Source organism: Pseudomonas sp. PLMAX, from assembly GCF_046042685.1.
Taxonomy (GTDB): Bacteria; Pseudomonadota; Gammaproteobacteria; order Pseudomonadales; family Pseudomonadaceae; genus Aquipseudomonas; species Aquipseudomonas putida_AE.
In genome coordinates this window covers 6981771-6995922 of sequence record NZ_CP064949.1, presented here as the reverse complement: position 1 = coordinate 6995922, position 14152 = coordinate 6981771, and the positions used below count along the sequence as shown (strand labels likewise).

Annotated in this window: 11 protein-coding genes; 6 read left to right on the top strand and 5 right to left on the bottom strand. The window is 61.5% G+C overall.

Features of this window, described 5'->3' with window-relative positions; genetic code table 11:
- Positions 1-58: 58 nt before the first annotated feature.
- From DKB71_RS31975 to gcvP, 4 genes are all read left to right on the top strand, one after another.
- The gene (locus DKB71_RS31975; protein ID WP_406592769.1) at positions 59-1675 is read left to right on the top strand and encodes an ABC transporter permease; all 1617 of its coding nucleotides are present in this window, start codon (positions 59-61) and stop codon (positions 1673-1675) included.
- Between the two features lie 155 nt (positions 1676-1830).
- Complete coding sequence (gene gcvT / locus DKB71_RS31970; protein WP_406592770.1) at positions 1831-2913, top strand: glycine cleavage system aminomethyltransferase GcvT; 1083 nt, start codon at positions 1831-1833, stop codon at positions 2911-2913.
- Positions 2914-2963: 50 nt separating this feature from the next.
- Positions 2964-3347 (top strand): glycine cleavage system protein GcvH, encoded by a 384-nt coding sequence (gcvH, locus tag DKB71_RS31965; protein ID WP_274073643.1) that lies wholly within the window; start codon positions 2964-2966, stop codon positions 3345-3347.
- 201 nt (positions 3348-3548) lie between these two features.
- Positions 3549-6422 (top strand): aminomethyl-transferring glycine dehydrogenase, encoded by a 2874-nt coding sequence (gene gcvP / locus DKB71_RS31960; protein WP_408599281.1) that lies wholly within the window; start codon positions 3549-3551, stop codon positions 6420-6422.
- Between the two features lie 350 nt (positions 6423-6772).
- On the opposite strand, the gene DKB71_RS31955 is transcribed toward gcvP, so the two are convergent.
- From DKB71_RS31955 to DKB71_RS31940, 4 genes are all read right to left on the bottom strand, one after another.
- On the bottom strand, positions 6773-7831 hold the full coding sequence (locus DKB71_RS31955; RefSeq protein ID WP_274078160.1) for an IS110 family transposase: 1059 nt from the start codon (positions 7829-7831) through the stop codon (positions 6773-6775).
- A gap of 192 nt (positions 7832-8023) precedes the next feature.
- Positions 8024-8344: a DUF2388 domain-containing protein gene (locus DKB71_RS31950; RefSeq protein ID WP_169857239.1), complete on the bottom strand. Its 321-nt coding sequence runs from the start codon at positions 8342-8344 to the stop codon at positions 8024-8026.
- 67 nt (positions 8345-8411) lie between these two features.
- Entirely contained in the window at positions 8412-10196 is a 1785-nt protein-coding gene (locus DKB71_RS31945) for a GspE/PulE family protein (RefSeq protein WP_274073641.1), read from the bottom strand.
- Between the two features lie 89 nt (positions 10197-10285).
- The gene (locus DKB71_RS31940) at positions 10286-10624 is read right to left on the bottom strand and encodes a hypothetical protein (RefSeq protein WP_323625688.1); all 339 of its coding nucleotides are present in this window, start codon (positions 10622-10624) and stop codon (positions 10286-10288) included.
- A gap of 125 nt (positions 10625-10749) precedes the next feature.
- Here DKB71_RS31940 and DKB71_RS31935 point away from each other — a divergent pair, with 125 nt between their 5' ends.
- Positions 10750-11214 (top strand): Lrp/AsnC family transcriptional regulator, encoded by a 465-nt coding sequence (locus tag DKB71_RS31935; protein ID WP_274073639.1) that lies wholly within the window; start codon positions 10750-10752, stop codon positions 11212-11214.
- 87 nt (positions 11215-11301) lie between these two features.
- Here the strand turns inward: DKB71_RS31935 and DKB71_RS31930 are convergent, their stop codons facing one another.
- Positions 11302-12669 carry an inorganic triphosphatase gene (locus DKB71_RS31930; protein WP_408599280.1) on the bottom strand — a complete coding sequence of 456 codons (1368 nt, stop codon included), beginning with the start codon at positions 12667-12669 and terminating at the stop codon, positions 11302-11304.
- A 156-nt stretch (positions 12670-12825) separates the two neighbouring features.
- Here DKB71_RS31930 and argE point away from each other — a divergent pair, with 156 nt between their 5' ends.
- Entirely contained in the window at positions 12826-13995 is a 1170-nt protein-coding gene (gene argE / locus DKB71_RS31925; protein ID WP_408599279.1) for an acetylornithine deacetylase, read from the top strand.
- Positions 13996-14152: the final 157 nt, after the last annotated feature.

Genomic DNA, 14152 nt, shown 5'->3' with positions numbered 1-14152 from the left:
CGGAGGCTGCGATCTTTTGCGTTTTCCCTACAATTCAGGATTTTGCGAGAACCATCCCTTGGCCCACCCCGCCCAACGCCGCTGGTATCCCCTGGTCTTCGCCATCGCTGCGCTGGTCCTGCTGCCCCTCAGCGTCCTGCTGTTGTCCTGGCAAACCATCGACCAGCAGATCTGGTCTCACCTCTGGGAAACCCAGATGCCGCGCCTGCTGGGCAACACCCTGACCCTGGTACTCGGTGTCGGCGTTGGCGTGACGGTGCTGGGGGTGAGCCTGGCCTGGCTCACCAGCCTCTGCGAATTCCCCGGCCGGCGCTGGCTGGACTGGGCGCTGATGCTGCCCTTTGCGATTCCGGCCTACGTGCTGGCGTTCGTCTTTGTCGGGCTGCTGGATTTTGCCGGCCCCGTGCAGACCCTGCTGCGGGAGTGGTTCGGCACTGGCCTGCGATTGCCGCGCGTGCGCTCCACGGGCGGGGTGATCCTGGTATTGGTGCTGGTCTTCTATCCCTACGTTTACCTGCTGGCCCGCACCGCGTTCCTGGCCCAGGGCAAGGGCCTGATGGAAGCGGCGCGGGTGCTCGGTCAATCCCCATGGCAGGCGTTCTGGCGCGTTGCGATGCCCATGGCGCGTCCCGCCATCGGCGCTGGCGTCGCCTTGGCGCTGATGGAAACCCTGGCGGATTTCGGCGCCGTGTCGGTCTTTAACTTCGACACCTTCACCACCGCCATCTACAAGACCTGGTACGGTTTTTTCAGCCTCTCCAGCGCCGCGCAACTGGCCAGCCTGTTGCTGCTGGTGGTGATGCTCGTACTGTACGGCGAGCGGCGCGCCCGCGGTGCCAACCGGGCGAGCAACGAACGGCCACGGGTCAAGGCGTTGTACCACCTGCGCGGGCTCAAGGCGCTGTTGGCGACAGCCTGGTGCGCGCTGGTGTTCGCCTGTGCCTTCGTCATTCCGATGCTGCAGCTGCTGGTCTGGTTCTGGCAGCGCGGGCGCCTGGACCTGGATGAGCGCTACACCGCGCTGATACTCCACACCTTGTACCTGGGGACGATGGCGGCGTTGATCACCGTCAGTGTCGCCCTGGTCTTGGCGTTTGCCCGGCGGCTGGCGCCTACCCAAGGCATCCGCGCCGGGGTCAGCCTGGCCAACCTTGGCTACGCCTTGCCCGGTTCGGTGTTGGCGGTGTCGATCATGCTGGCGTTCAGTTACCTGGATCGTGAACTGGTGATCCCGCTCTCCGGCTGGCTCGGTGGGGCTGGCAAGCCGTTGCTGCTGGGCAGCCTGCTGGCGTTGCTGCTGGCCTATCTGGTGCGCTTCATCGCCGTGGCTTACGGTCCGCTGGAAAGCAGTCTGGCGCGAATACGGCCATCTTTGCCCGAAGCGGCACGTAGCTTGGGCGTCAGTGGTCCGCGACTGTTTTTCAAAGTGTATCTGCCGTTGCTGCTCCCCGGTTCGTTGAGCGCGGCGTTGCTGGTGTTCGTCGATGTGCTCAAGGAAATGCCCGCGACCCTCCTGATGCGCCCGTTTGGCTGGGATACGCTGGCGGTGCGGATCTTCGAAATGACCAGTGAAGGCGAGTGGGCGAGGGCCTCTTTGCCGGCCTTGACCCTGGTTTTGGTCGGACTGCTACCGGTCATCGGATTGATACGTCGTTCGGCGCATCGAAACAGCTAGGTGCCAGTCCTACACCATGCGGCTACAATGCGCGGCATTCGGTGCGGTCCGTCTGACAGACAAGGTAGTGAAAACGGCTGGAAGCCTCTTATTTCAAGGCGCCCGCAAGCCGCATCACTCGCCCGCACCTTCGCCACGCCCGGAAGGAGAAACCCATGGGACAGCGTACGCCTCTGTATGACCTTCATCTCGCCCTGGGCGCGAAGATGGTCGATTTTGGCGGTTGGGATATGCCTCTGCATTATGGATCCCAGGTCGAGGAGCATCATCAGGTGCGCCGCGATTGCGGTGTTTTTGATGTATCCCACATGACCGTGATCGATGTCGACGGCCCCCAGGCCAAGGCATGGCTTCAGCATTTGCTGACCAACGACGTCGAACGCCTGCACAAACCCGGTTCCGCGTTGTACAGCGCCATGCTCAATGAGCGCGGCGGTATCGTCGACGACATGATCGTCTATCGCCTCGAAAGCGGTTACCGCCTGGTGGTCAACGCCTCCACCCGCGATCAGGACCTGGCGTGGATGCAGGCGCATCTCGACGGTTTCGATGTGCAGCTTAACGAGCGTTCCGAAATGGCCATGCTGGCCATCCAGGGGCCTCATGCCCGGAACAAGATTGCCGAGTTGGTGAACCAGGCACGCGGCACATTGATCCAGCAGCTCAAGCCTTTCGAGGGCAAGCCCGACGGTGACTGGTTCATCGCACGCACCGGCTATACCGGTGAAGACGGCCTGGAAATCATTCTGCCGGCCGACCAGGCACCGGGATTCTTCAACGATCTGGTGGGCGCGGGCATTTCCCCCATTGGCCTGGGCGCGCGTGACACCCTGCGGGTCGAGGCGGGCATGAACCTGTACGGTCAGGACATTCACCAGGACGTTTCCCCGCTGGCCTCCAACATGGCCTGGAGCATCGCCTGGGAGCCGGCCGCTCGCCAGTTCATCGGCCGCACGGCGCTGGAAGCCGAGCGCAGTGGTGGCGTACAACACAAACTGGTCGGTCTGGTCCTTGAGGAACGCGGGGTTTTGCGTGCTCATCAAGTGGTCCGCATCGCCGATGTTGGCGAAGGGGAGATCACCAGTGGTAGTTTCTCTCCTACGCTTAGCAAGTCGATTGCACTGGCGCGCGTGCCAATGGCCACGGCCGACCGCGCAGAAGTGGAAATCCGTGGCAAGTGGTACCCGGTCCGAGTGGTCAAGCCGACCTTCGTCCGCCATGGCAAAACCTTGATCTAACCTTTTCCGGCGGACCTTGACCGCCAATCATTTTCCTGAGGACACAGAACATGAGCGATATCCCTGCCGACCTGCGTTTTGCCGAGAGTCACGAATGGGCTCGCCTGGAAGCCGATGGCACCGTCACCGTGGGCATCAGCGATCACGCGCAGGAAGCGCTGGGTGATGTGGTGTTCGTTGAGCTGACCGAAGTGGGCAATGTGTTTGCCGCTGAAGACCAGGCCGGTGTCGTTGAATCGGTGAAAGCCGCTTCCGACATCTACTCCCCGATTGCCGGTGAAGTGATCGCGGTCAACGAAGCACTGAGCGCTGAACCTGAGTTGCTCAACTCCGACCCGTACGGTGCGTGGATCTTCAAGATCAAGCCAAGCAACGCGGCTGACCTGGAAAAGCTGCTCGATGCAGCGGCTTACAAGGCCGCCATCGGCGAATAAGCCTTCAGCGTTACCCCAAAGCCCCGACCTGTCGGGGCTTTTTTGTACCCTAAAAGATCGCAGCCTTCGCCAGCTCCTACATTGAAATGCGGTCCCCTGTAGGAGCTGCCGAAGGCTGCGATCTTTTGATTTTCAGGGGACTGCTATGCTGGTTTGACCGTGTTGCATCGACGCTGAGCGCCAGTCAAGAGAGAGCCCGTCATGTCCCAGTTGCCGTCCCTGAGCCAGTTACGCGACCCCAATGCCTTCCTTCGCCGCCACCTCGGGCCTGATGCCGCCGAGCAACAGGCAATGCTCGACAGCCTGGGCCTCGGCAGCCGGGTCGAGTTGATCGAGCAGACGGTGCCGCCGGGAATCCGCCTGAACCGGCCACTCGATTTGCCGCCGGCCCTCGACGAAGAAGCCGCGCTGGCCAAGCTGCGCGGATACGCCGAGCAGAACCAGGTCTGGACCAGCCTGATCGGCATGGGCTATCACGGCACGCTGACGCCGGCCGTCATCCTGCGCAACGTCCTGGAAAATCCCGGCTGGTACACCGCGTACACACCCTATCAACCGGAAATCGCCCAGGGCCGGCTCGAAGCGCTGCTGAATTTCCAGCAATTGACCATCGACCTCACGGGCCTGGAACTGGCCAACGCCTCGTTGCTGGATGAAGCCACTGCGGCGGCGGAAGCCATGGCGCTGGCCAAGCGGGTCGCCAAGTCGAAAAGCAATCTGTTCTTTGTCGACGAACATTGCCATCCGCAGACCATCTCCGTGGTGCAAACCCGCGCCGAAGGCTTCGGCTTCGAGCTGATCGTCGACGCTGTGGATAATTTGAAACAGCACCAGGTGTTCGGTGCGCTGCTGCAATATCCCGACACCCGCGGCGAGATCTGTGACCTGCGTCCGTTGATCGATCATCTGCATGCCCAGCAGGCGCTGGCCTGTGTCGCCACCGATCTGTTGAGCCTGCTGTTGCTGACCCCGCCGGGGGAGCTGGGGGCCGACGTGGTGTTCGGCTCATCCCAGCGTTTCGGCGTGCCCATGGGCTACGGCGGCCCTCATGCGGCGTTTTTTGCCAGCCGTGACGAGTACAAACGAGCGATTCCCGGACGCATCATCGGCGTCTCAAAAGATGCCCGCAGCAACGTTGCCCTGCGCATGGCGCTGCAAACCCGCGAGCAGCATATTCGTCGTGAAAAGGCCAACTCGAACATCTGCACCGCGCAGGTGCTGCTGGCCAATATCGCCAGTTTCTATGCGGTTTATCACGGCCCGGAGGGGCTCAAACGGATCGCCCAGCGCGTGCACCGGCTGACCTGCATCCTTGCCGCCGGCCTTGAGCGCAAGGGCATCAACCGCCTCAACCAACACTTCTTCGACACCTTGACCCTGGAAGTCGGTGGCACCCAGACCGCGATCCTCGAAAGCGCCCAGGCCGCGCAGATCAACCTGCGCATTCTTGGGCGTGGGCAGTTGGCTTTGAGCCTCGACGAAACCTCTGACGAAAGCACGGTGGCGAAACTGCTCGATGTGTTCCTGGGGGCCGATCATGGGCTCAACGTCGACGAACTGGATGCTGAAACCCTGGATGGCGGCATTCCCGACGCGCTCAGGCGAACCTCGCCCTACCTGCGCCATCCGGTGTTCAACGCCCATCACAGCGAAACCGAGATGCTGCGCTACCTCAAGCAACTGGAAAACAAGGATCTGGCGCTCAATCAATCGATGATCCCGCTGGGCTCTTGCACCATGAAGCTCAATGCTACCAGCGAGATGATCCCGATTACCTGGCCGCAGTTCGCCAATTTGCATCCGTTCGCGCCCAAGGAGCAGGCTGTCGGTTACTCATTGATGATCGAAGAACTGGAGCGTTGGCTCTGCGCGATCACCGGTTTCGATGCGATCTGCATGCAGCCCAACTCCGGGGCCCAGGGCGAGTACGCCGGGTTGCTGGCGATCCGCAAGTACCACGAGAGCCGCCAGGAGGGCGGGCGGGATATCTGCCTGATTCCTTCATCGGCCCATGGCACCAACCCGGCCTCGGCGCAAATGGCCGGGATGCGCGTGGTGATTGTCGAGTGCGACGAAGCGGGCAACGTCGATCTCGATGACCTGAAAGACAAAGCCGCCCAGGCCGGGGATCAGCTCGCCTGCCTGATGGCGACTTATCCGTCGACCCATGGCGTGTACGAGGAAGGCATCAGCGAAATCTGTGAAGTTATCCACAGCCACGGCGGGCAGGTGTACATGGACGGCGCCAACCTCAATGCCCAGGTTGGCCTCGCGCGCCCGGCGGACATCGGCGCCGATGTGTCACACATGAACCTGCACAAGACCTTCTGCATTCCCCATGGCGGCGGTGGGCCGGGTATGGGGCCGATTGGCGTGCGCGCGCACCTGGCACCCTTCGTGGCCAACCACCCGGTGGTGCCGATCGAAGGGCCGCTGCCGCAGAACGGCGCCGTCAGTGCCGCGCCTTGGGGCAGCGCGAGCATTCTGCCGATCAGCTGGATGTACATCGCCATGATGGGGCCGCAATTGGCCGACGCCAGCGAAGTGGCGATCCTGGCGGCCAATTACCTGGCGCGGCACCTGTCCGGCGCGTTTCCAGTCCTCTACACCGGGCGCAACGAGCGGGTGGCCCACGAATGCATTCTCGACCTGCGACCTCTGAAGGCGCTGACCGGTATCAGCGAAGAAGACGTGGCCAAGCGCCTGATGGACTATGGCTTCCATGCGCCGACCATGTCGTTCCCGGTGCCGGGGACCTTGATGGTCGAGCCTACTGAAAGTGAGTCGAAGGCGGAGCTGGACCGCTTCATCGGGGCGATGCTGAGTATCCGCGCGGAGATTACCGAGGTGCAGAACGGCAACTGGCCGGCCGAGGACAACCCGTTGAAACGTGCGCCCCATACGCTGGCGGACATCACTGGGGTGTGGGAGCGGCCTTACAGCATTGAGCAAGCGGTCACGCCGGATGCTCACACCAAGGCGCACAAGTACTGGCCGGTGGTGAACCGGGTGGACAATGTCTACGGCGACCGGAATCTGTTTTGTGCGTGTGTGCCGCTGGACGAGTACCGCTGAAAAACACACACCCCTCCTGTAGGAGCTGGCTTGCCAGCGATGGAGTGTCAGTCGACATCAATTTGTCTGACCCACCATCGCTGGCAAGCCAGCTCCTATGTATGGACTCGCCCCCACTGTCTACCCGCTTTTAAAAAACCGTCGCCCCGTTGCATCTATGTATAAGGCCTATTCGTGGAAGCCGTCTTCGGCTTCTGGCCAAAATTGGAAAAGCTCGTGGTATGCCGATTACATTCAGGCCTCGAAGGCCAGTAGGAGCTTAGGCATCAATCCACGCCGGTCTTACCTGGGGTCAATTTTTTTCAGCAAAGGGTCGGACAGTTGGTACCTCGGTGGCAGAACTCTGTCGCTCAGTGGCTCATCGTTGCCTGCTGGCCATCTCCGGCGTGGCGACGATAAGTCTGGTCATTCTGTAGAAGCACCCAGACGATTCGCAGGTTGCGGTTGGCTAGCCTGATCGCAGCTTCCTTACGACCCAACCGGCTCATCCAGTGCAACAAGCGGCGGTCATCGGGTTGCTGGGAATCAGGTCGTAGTTGTTGCAGCACCGCGTGGGCTCCTTGGATCATCAGGCTGCGTAAATAAGCATCACCTCGCTTGGTCATGTCCCCCAGCCGGATCTTTTCCCCGCTGCTGTGCTGGTCAGGCACCATGCCAAAGTACGCGGCAAACTTGCGGGCATTGGGAAATCGCTCAGGCTTGGTTTCCTTGGCCACCAGGGCCGTGGCGGTGACTGGTCCGATGCCGCGCACAGTCATCAGTCGCTTCGCCGTCATGTCGGCGTTGGCGGCCACTTCCAGGCGTCCCGTCAGTACGCTGATGCGCTCGCCCAAATGGCGCCACTCGGCCAGCAGTTCGTCGATCAGTTCACGCAGCAGGGCCGGCACCGGCTGGGTAGCATCTTCCAGCACCCGCGGAATTTTCTGGCTGATCGCAACATCGCCTTGCGCCAAGGCGACACCGTGCTCGAGCAGCAGGCCGCGCATCTGATTACTGACGGCCGTGCGCCGACGCACATAGCCCTGACGGGCGCGATGCAACGCCTGCATGGCCAGCGCCGCGACGCTTTTGACCGGTACTGCGCAGATTTTTTCATCGCGACCAGCCCGCAGAATCGCCAACGCATCGTTGCGATCATTTTTTGGCCCGCTGCGATGTTTGGCCACCAAACCGGCTGGAAGAATTCGCGCCGAATTACCTTGGTCTTGCAGTTGCCGGGCCCAGGCTTGAGCACCCGGACCGGTCTCCATCAAAACCACAACATGAGGCGGCAACTTTTGGAGAAACTCATAGAACGCCTCGCGCGACTTGATCCGTTGCTCGAAGCGCACCTGGCCGAGAACATCTTCACCGGCGACCTGAAAAACCTGCTTGGCCAGATCGACCGCCAAGGTTGTGCAGGCCGACAAATCGGTAGAAGACAGGGATTGATCAATCGAACTATGCTTTTTCATGGACTCGCCCTCGCTGTCGTTGGCTGTTTAGACTGCCACCGTGGCGCATTGACGCCTCGGCTGGGGCGAGTCCATCCAATTACAGAGGGTTTTGTGTTGGCCATAAAAAATGCCGCTCATGGGAGCGGCATTTTTGTTCAGCTAAGCTTATTCCGAAGCCACGGCATTCTTCGCCAAAATCGCATTCGCCAGTTCCATGTCCGTAGCCTGCAGCCCCGGGTTGTCGGCGCGAACCTTCTGCATCGCCGCTTCCAGGTACGGGCCGCGGATGCCGCCGTCACTGGCGACAAAGCTGCCGGCATCGTCCTGGGCAGCGACGATCAGCTTGTGATCCTTGAACGTCAGGTAGGTCGAACCGGTGGTTGCACCGGAGGAAATGACGTTACGCCAAAAGCTATCGGCCATCGCCGAACCGACAGGCAGGGACAACAGGGCGATGGTAGCGACAGCAAGTTTGAGACGCATGATGGGTGACTCCACTGATTAACTGCGGTGTTGGATTGTCGTCCCTCAATCGAGTTCCCTCCCGGCCCGGCTACTTCTGCTCGCTCTGCGGCGTCACCCGCAACACCTCCTCGATGGTCGTCAAACCGGCCGCCACTTTCTGTGCACCCGACAGTCGCAGGCTGCGCATGCCTTCCTTGAACGCCTGGCGCCGCACCGCCAGCAAGTCGGTGTCGGGATTGATCAGCGCCTTGAGGCCGTCGCTCAGTTGCATGATTTCGTACACCCCGGCGCGACCGTGATAGCCGGTATCGCGGCATTCCAGGCAGCCAATGGCGCGCTGGGCGTTGCCAGGCAGCGGGGCTTGCCAGGGGCGGGTCAGGGTTTGCCAATCCTCTTCAGCCAAGGCTTGCGGGGCCTTGCAGTGTGGGCACAAGGTGCGCACCAGGCGCTGGGCCATGACGCCGAGCACGGTGGCCTTGATCAGGTAATGCGGCACGCCGAGTTCCAGCAGGCGGCTGATGGCGCTGGGCGCATCGTTGGTGTGCAGCGTCGACAGCACCAGGTGCCCGGTCAGCGCAGCCTGGATGGCCATCTCGGCGGTTTCCAGGTCGCGGATCTCGCCGATCATGATGATGTCCGGATCCTGCCGCATCAACGCCCGGACGCCGGCGGCGAAGGTCAGGTCGATGTTGTGCTGGACCTGCATCTGGTTGAACGCCGGCTCGACCATTTCAATCGGGTCTTCGATGGTGCAGAGGTTGACCTCCGGCGTCGCCAGCTTTTTCAGCGTGGTGTAGAGCGTGGTGGTCTTGCCCGACCCGGTGGGGCCGGTGACCAGGATGATGCCATTGGGCTGGCCGGTCATGTCCTGCCAGCGCCGCAGGTCGTCGGCGGAAAAACCCAGCTGATCGAAGTCCTTGAGCAGCACCTCCGGGTCGAAGATGCGCATGACCATTTTTTCGCCAAAGGCCGTGGGCAGGGTCGAGAGTCGCAACTCGACTTCGCCGCCCTCCGGGGTCTTGGTTTTCACCCGGCCATCCTGGGGTTTGCGTTTTTCTGCGACGTTCATTCGCCCGAGGCTTTTGAGGCGACTGACGATGGCCATGGTCACCTGTGGCGGGAATTGGTAGACGTTGTGCAGTACGCCGTCGATACGAAAGCGCACCGTGCCCTGTTCGCGCCGGGGCTCGATGTGGATATCACTGGCGCGTTGCTGGAAGGCGTACTGGAACAGCCAGTCGACGATATTGACGATGTGCGCGTCGTTGGCATCGGGCTCCTGATCGCTGGCGCCGAGGTTGAGCAACTGTTCGAAGTTGCCCAGGGTGTTGACCTGCTGATCGCCGCTATTCGCGCCGGTGACCGATTTGGCCAGGCGGAAGAACTCCACGCTGAAACGCTGGATGTCCACCGGGTTGGCCACCACGCGCTTGATCGGCAGCTTCAGCACGTGGGTCAGGTCGGCTTCCCAGGCGGTGACGTAGGGCTGGGCGCTGGCGATCGTCACTGCGTCGCGATCGACCGAGACCGCGAGGATCTTGTGGCGCTGGGCGAAGGCGTAGGACATCAGCGGCGTCACGGCCGCGACGTTGATTTTCAGCGGGTCAATCCGCAGGTAGGGCTGGCCGGCCTGCTGGGACAACCAAAGGGTCAGGCTTTCAAGGTCCAGGTGCTTGCCGGGACGGCTGAGGTCGTCCAGGTGTTGGCTGGCGATGAATTCCAGCGGGTGCATCTGGCCATGGGCGGCGTGACGGCGTCGGGCATTGAGCGCCTGTTCGGCCGAATCCTGGCTGACGAAGCCCTGGGCGACCAGTTCACGCAGCACATCATTGAGATCCAGCCAGCGGTCCTGAAAGGCGATTTGTACGGACATGCGGGCTCCTTTGAACGACAGTGCGCAAAGGATAGTCGTGACCCTGCAGGCCGTTGGGCCACTACCCGACGAAGCCGTATCGGGTTTTTTCAGCCGGCTGCCCGGGCCGCTTCAACCCACGCCGAATCAACGCTTTGCAGCTCGACCGAGCAAACGCTGATCAGGTTTCGAAGTTTTTCCGCGATCACCTGGGCGCGATGCCAGCTCAATCCGTCGATGACGATATCGATCGCCAGCAAGTCCTCCTGGCGCTGCACCTGCACCTGTTCTGGTGTCAGGAACTGCAAGGCGAACAGATTGAGCGCACGGCACAGCAGATCTGGCTCGGCTTCCGCCAGCAATTGGTAGTGAACGCGGCAATGGGCGTTGCCGGCATTCCAGGCATCAAAGCGGGTGGGCGAGGTATTTACGGCTTCCAGGTACGGCATGCTCGGTCTCCAAGTTGTTGGAGAAATTTTTACATTCGCCGCCGGGTATTTCTTATCTATGATTAGGCATATTGCGGCTTTGTTGAATAGTGCAATTCACATAATTATCGGTTTAAGGTTTTTTTATGCACAGCGAGCTGGACAACTACGACCGCAGGATTCTCGCCTTGCTGCAAGAGGATGCTTCGCTCTCGAGCGCGCAGATCGCCGAGCAGGTGGGGCTTTCGCAGTCGCCTTGCTGGCGAAGGATTCAGCGGATGAAGGAGGAGGGGATCATTCGTGGCCAGGTCACCTTGCTCGACCGCAAGAAAATCGGCCTGAACACGCAGATCTTTGCCCAGGTAAAGCTCAACGCCCATGGCCGTTCGAACTTCACCGAATTCACCGAGGCGATTCGAGGGTTTCCGGAGGTGCTGGAGTGTTACGTGCTGATGGGGGCGGTGGATTTCATGCTGCGCATCGTTGCGGCGGACATCGAGGCGTATGAGCGGTTCTTCTTTGAGAAGCTGTCGCTGGTGCCGGGGATACAGGAGGTGAACTCGGTCGTGGCGTTGTCGGAGATCAAGTCGACCACCAGTTTGCCGGTCTGAAATCCATCGCCAGCAGGCTGGCTCCCACATTGGTTTTGTGTACGCCACAAATCCCCTGTGGGAGCCAGCCTGCTGGCGATAGCGGTATTACAGACGCAGAAGCATCTTCCAGGCACGATTCTGATACACCGCGATCGCCTGCTGCTTACGCGCATCCAGGACTTCGTCGGTGATCGGCTCGTTGGCCAGTTGCGCCAGTTTGTTCAGCTCGCCGTACAGGCGATCCATTTCCGGGATTTCCAGCACGTTGCGTGCGTGATGCAGCCACACCTGGATGCGTTCGATGCGCGGCAGTTGCTCGGCCAGGTCTTCCGGCTGCTGCTGGTAACGCTGCAATTGCAACGAAGTGGCTTCTTCGCCCAGCAAACGTGGCAGCCAGCTGCCCAATTGCGCGGCGCCCTGGCGGTTGCCGCGGGTGTTGCGGTCGGCGGTCCAGGTGCGGGCCAGCAACCAGCGCGAGGTGTTCAGGGAGAACAGGCCCCAGCGCGGGTCTTCGAGTTCTTCGAGGAACTGCTCCGGCGCGGCCTTGCGCACGTCTTCGTCGTCCAGGCCGGCCTGGACCAGCGGGCGCCAGTCTTCCAGCAAGGCGTCGAGCGCGACACGCAAGTCGTGGGTGGACTGACGTGGCGCGGCTTGGCCGAGGCTGCTGATCAGCGCGCGCATTTCAGCCAGGCTCTCGACCCAGTCCTGCAACAGGCGCCAATGACCATTGAAGCGATACTGCTCGGCCAGGCGCTGGCTGCTGCCCAGCAAGTGCCAGCTGAGCGCGGCGAAGGCGTCGTCCAGTGGCGTTTCGGCGCTGATCTGCGGTGCCGGCAGGCTCAACGAGTAGCTGTGGGCGTCGTACAGGCGATAGCCGCGTTCGGCCTTGCTGATGTCGCATGGCATCAGGGCCAGTTTCTCGGCCAGTTCGGCGGCCAGTTCCAGGAGCGCGGCGGGCTCGCCTTCGCGCAATTCCAGTTCCAGTTCGCAGATTTCTTCTTTCTGCTTGCCGACCACCACATGGCCCAGGTCCAGCGCCGCTTCGATGACCACCTTGGTCTTGCCACGGCCCCAGGCGATTTCCGCGCGCTCGCGGACGAAATCGGTGGTGAAGATGGCTTTCAGGGTTTTCTTGTCCAGTTCAGCCAGCTCTTCGGGCCAGCACTCACCGTCGAGTTTTTTCAGATCGAGCTTGGCTTTCGGCAGGTTCCAGTCGTACTCGTTACGTACGGACAGGCCGGCGACGCTCTGGCCGCGGGTCTTGAGGGTCTGGATCAATTCTTCGCCATCCTTGCGCAGGCGCAGGGCGACTTTGGCCCGGGCCAGGTCCCGCTCCGGGGTGTCGAAGTATTGATTCATCAACTCACGGCGTTCCCAGCCACTTTTGTTGCGTTTTTTCAGTAACGGGTGCTCGCGCAGGGCGGCGAGGGTTTCGCGGCTGACGCGGAGTTTGATTTCGGTTTCTTTCTGCATGGCCGGAAAATCCAGGATCGGGAGCGCAGCCGGGGGAAAAGGTGGCTGCCAAGGCCGTGCAGTGTACAGGACTCGACCTGCCTACGCCGCGCGGCGGTTTATTCCTGTCACCGGATGGCTCTATGATGGACTTCAATCCGGGAGTTGGAGTCAGCGATGCCTTTGCCGTCCATGAAAGATCAGTTCGCTGCGCTGATCGCTGCACCATCCGTCAGCTGCACCCAGGCAAGCCTCGATCAATCCAATCGACCGGTGATCGACCTGCTGGCCGCCTGGCTCGGCGACCTGGGCTTTGCCTGCGACATCCAGCAGGTCAGCCCCGGCAAATTCAACTTGCTCGCCAGTTTTGGCAGCGGGCCCGGCGGGCTGGTGCTCGCCGGTCACAGCGATACGGTGCCGTTCGATGGCGCGCTGTGGCAGACCGACCCGCTGAAGCTGACGGAAGTCGACGGCCGCTGGGTCGGCCTGGGCAGTTGCGACATGAAGGGCTTTTTCGCCCTGGCCATCGAGGCCGTCAGGCCGCTGCTCGACCAACCGTTCAAGCAGCCGCTGCTGATCCTGGCCACCTGCGATGAAGAAAGCTCGATGTCCGGTGCCCGGGCGCTGGCCGAGGCGGGGCGGCCGCTGGGGCGTGCGGCGGTGATCGGCGAGCCGACCGGGCTCAAGCCGATCCGCATGCACAAAGGCATCATGATGGAGCGCATCGATATCCTTGGGCAAAGCGGCCACTCCTCGGACCCGCGCCTGGGTCACAGCGCGCTCGAGGCCATGCACGATGCCATCGGCGAACTGCGCGGCCTGCGCCTGCTGTGGCAGCGCGAATTCCGTAATCCGCAGTTCAGCGTGCCGATGCCGACCATGAACTTCGGCTGCATCCATGGTGGCGACAACCCCAACCGTATCTGCGGCCAGTGTTCGCTGGAATTCGATCTGCGGCCGTTGCCGGGGATGGATCCCAAGGTCCTGCGTGCCGAGATTCTGCAGAAGCTCAAGCCGATTGCCGAACGCCATCAGGTCAAGATCGATTACGCACCGCTGTTCCCCGCCGTGCCGCCTTTCGAGCAGGCTGAGGATGCGGAACTGGTGCGCATTGCCGAAAAGCTCACCGGCCATGCCGCCGAAGCAGTGGCATTCGGCACCGAAGCGCCTTATCTTCAGCGCCTTGGCTGCGAAACACTGGTGCTCGGCCCGGGCGATATCGCCTGCGCCCACCAACCGGGGGAATTCCTCGAAATGTCACGTTTGCAGCCTACGGTGCATCTATTACGTCAGTTGATTGAACATTACTGCCTGACGCCGGCCAAAGAACTGGCGTCTGTCGGTTGAACGCAAGCCCTTGTAGGAGCTGCCGAAGGCTGCGATCTTTTGATCTTGCTTGTAAAACAAAGATCAAAAGATCGCAGCCTTCGGCAGCTCCTACAGGGGTTCTCGATTAATTTGTCAGGTTCAAAACCCGTATCCATGAGGAGAGCGCGCGTGTCGC

Excerpts from the sequence above, each read along its gene's own strand:
- gcvT (WP_406592770.1), top strand. The coding sequence starts at position 1,831 with ATGGGACAGCGTACGCCTCTGTATGACCTTCATCTCGCCCTGGGCGCG.
- gcvH (WP_274073643.1), top strand. The coding sequence starts at position 2,964 with ATGAGCGATATCCCTGCCGACCTGCGTTTTGCCGAGAGTCACGAATGG.
- gcvP (WP_408599281.1), top strand. The coding sequence starts at position 3,549 with ATGTCCCAGTTGCCGTCCCTGAGCCAGTTACGCGACCCCAATGCCTTC.
- DKB71_RS31945 (WP_274073641.1), bottom strand. The coding sequence starts at position 10,196 with ATGTCCGTACAAATCGCCTTTCAGGACCGCTGGCTGGATCTCAATGAT.
- DKB71_RS31940 (WP_323625688.1), bottom strand. The coding sequence starts at position 10,624 with ATGCCGTACCTGGAAGCCGTAAATACCTCGCCCACCCGCTTTGATGCC.
- DKB71_RS31935 (WP_274073639.1), top strand. The coding sequence starts at position 10,750 with ATGCACAGCGAGCTGGACAACTACGACCGCAGGATTCTCGCCTTGCTG.
- DKB71_RS31930 (WP_408599280.1), bottom strand. The coding sequence starts at position 12,669 with ATGCAGAAAGAAACCGAAATCAAACTCCGCGTCAGCCGCGAAACCCTC.
- argE (WP_408599279.1), top strand. The coding sequence starts at position 12,826 with ATGCCTTTGCCGTCCATGAAAGATCAGTTCGCTGCGCTGATCGCTGCA.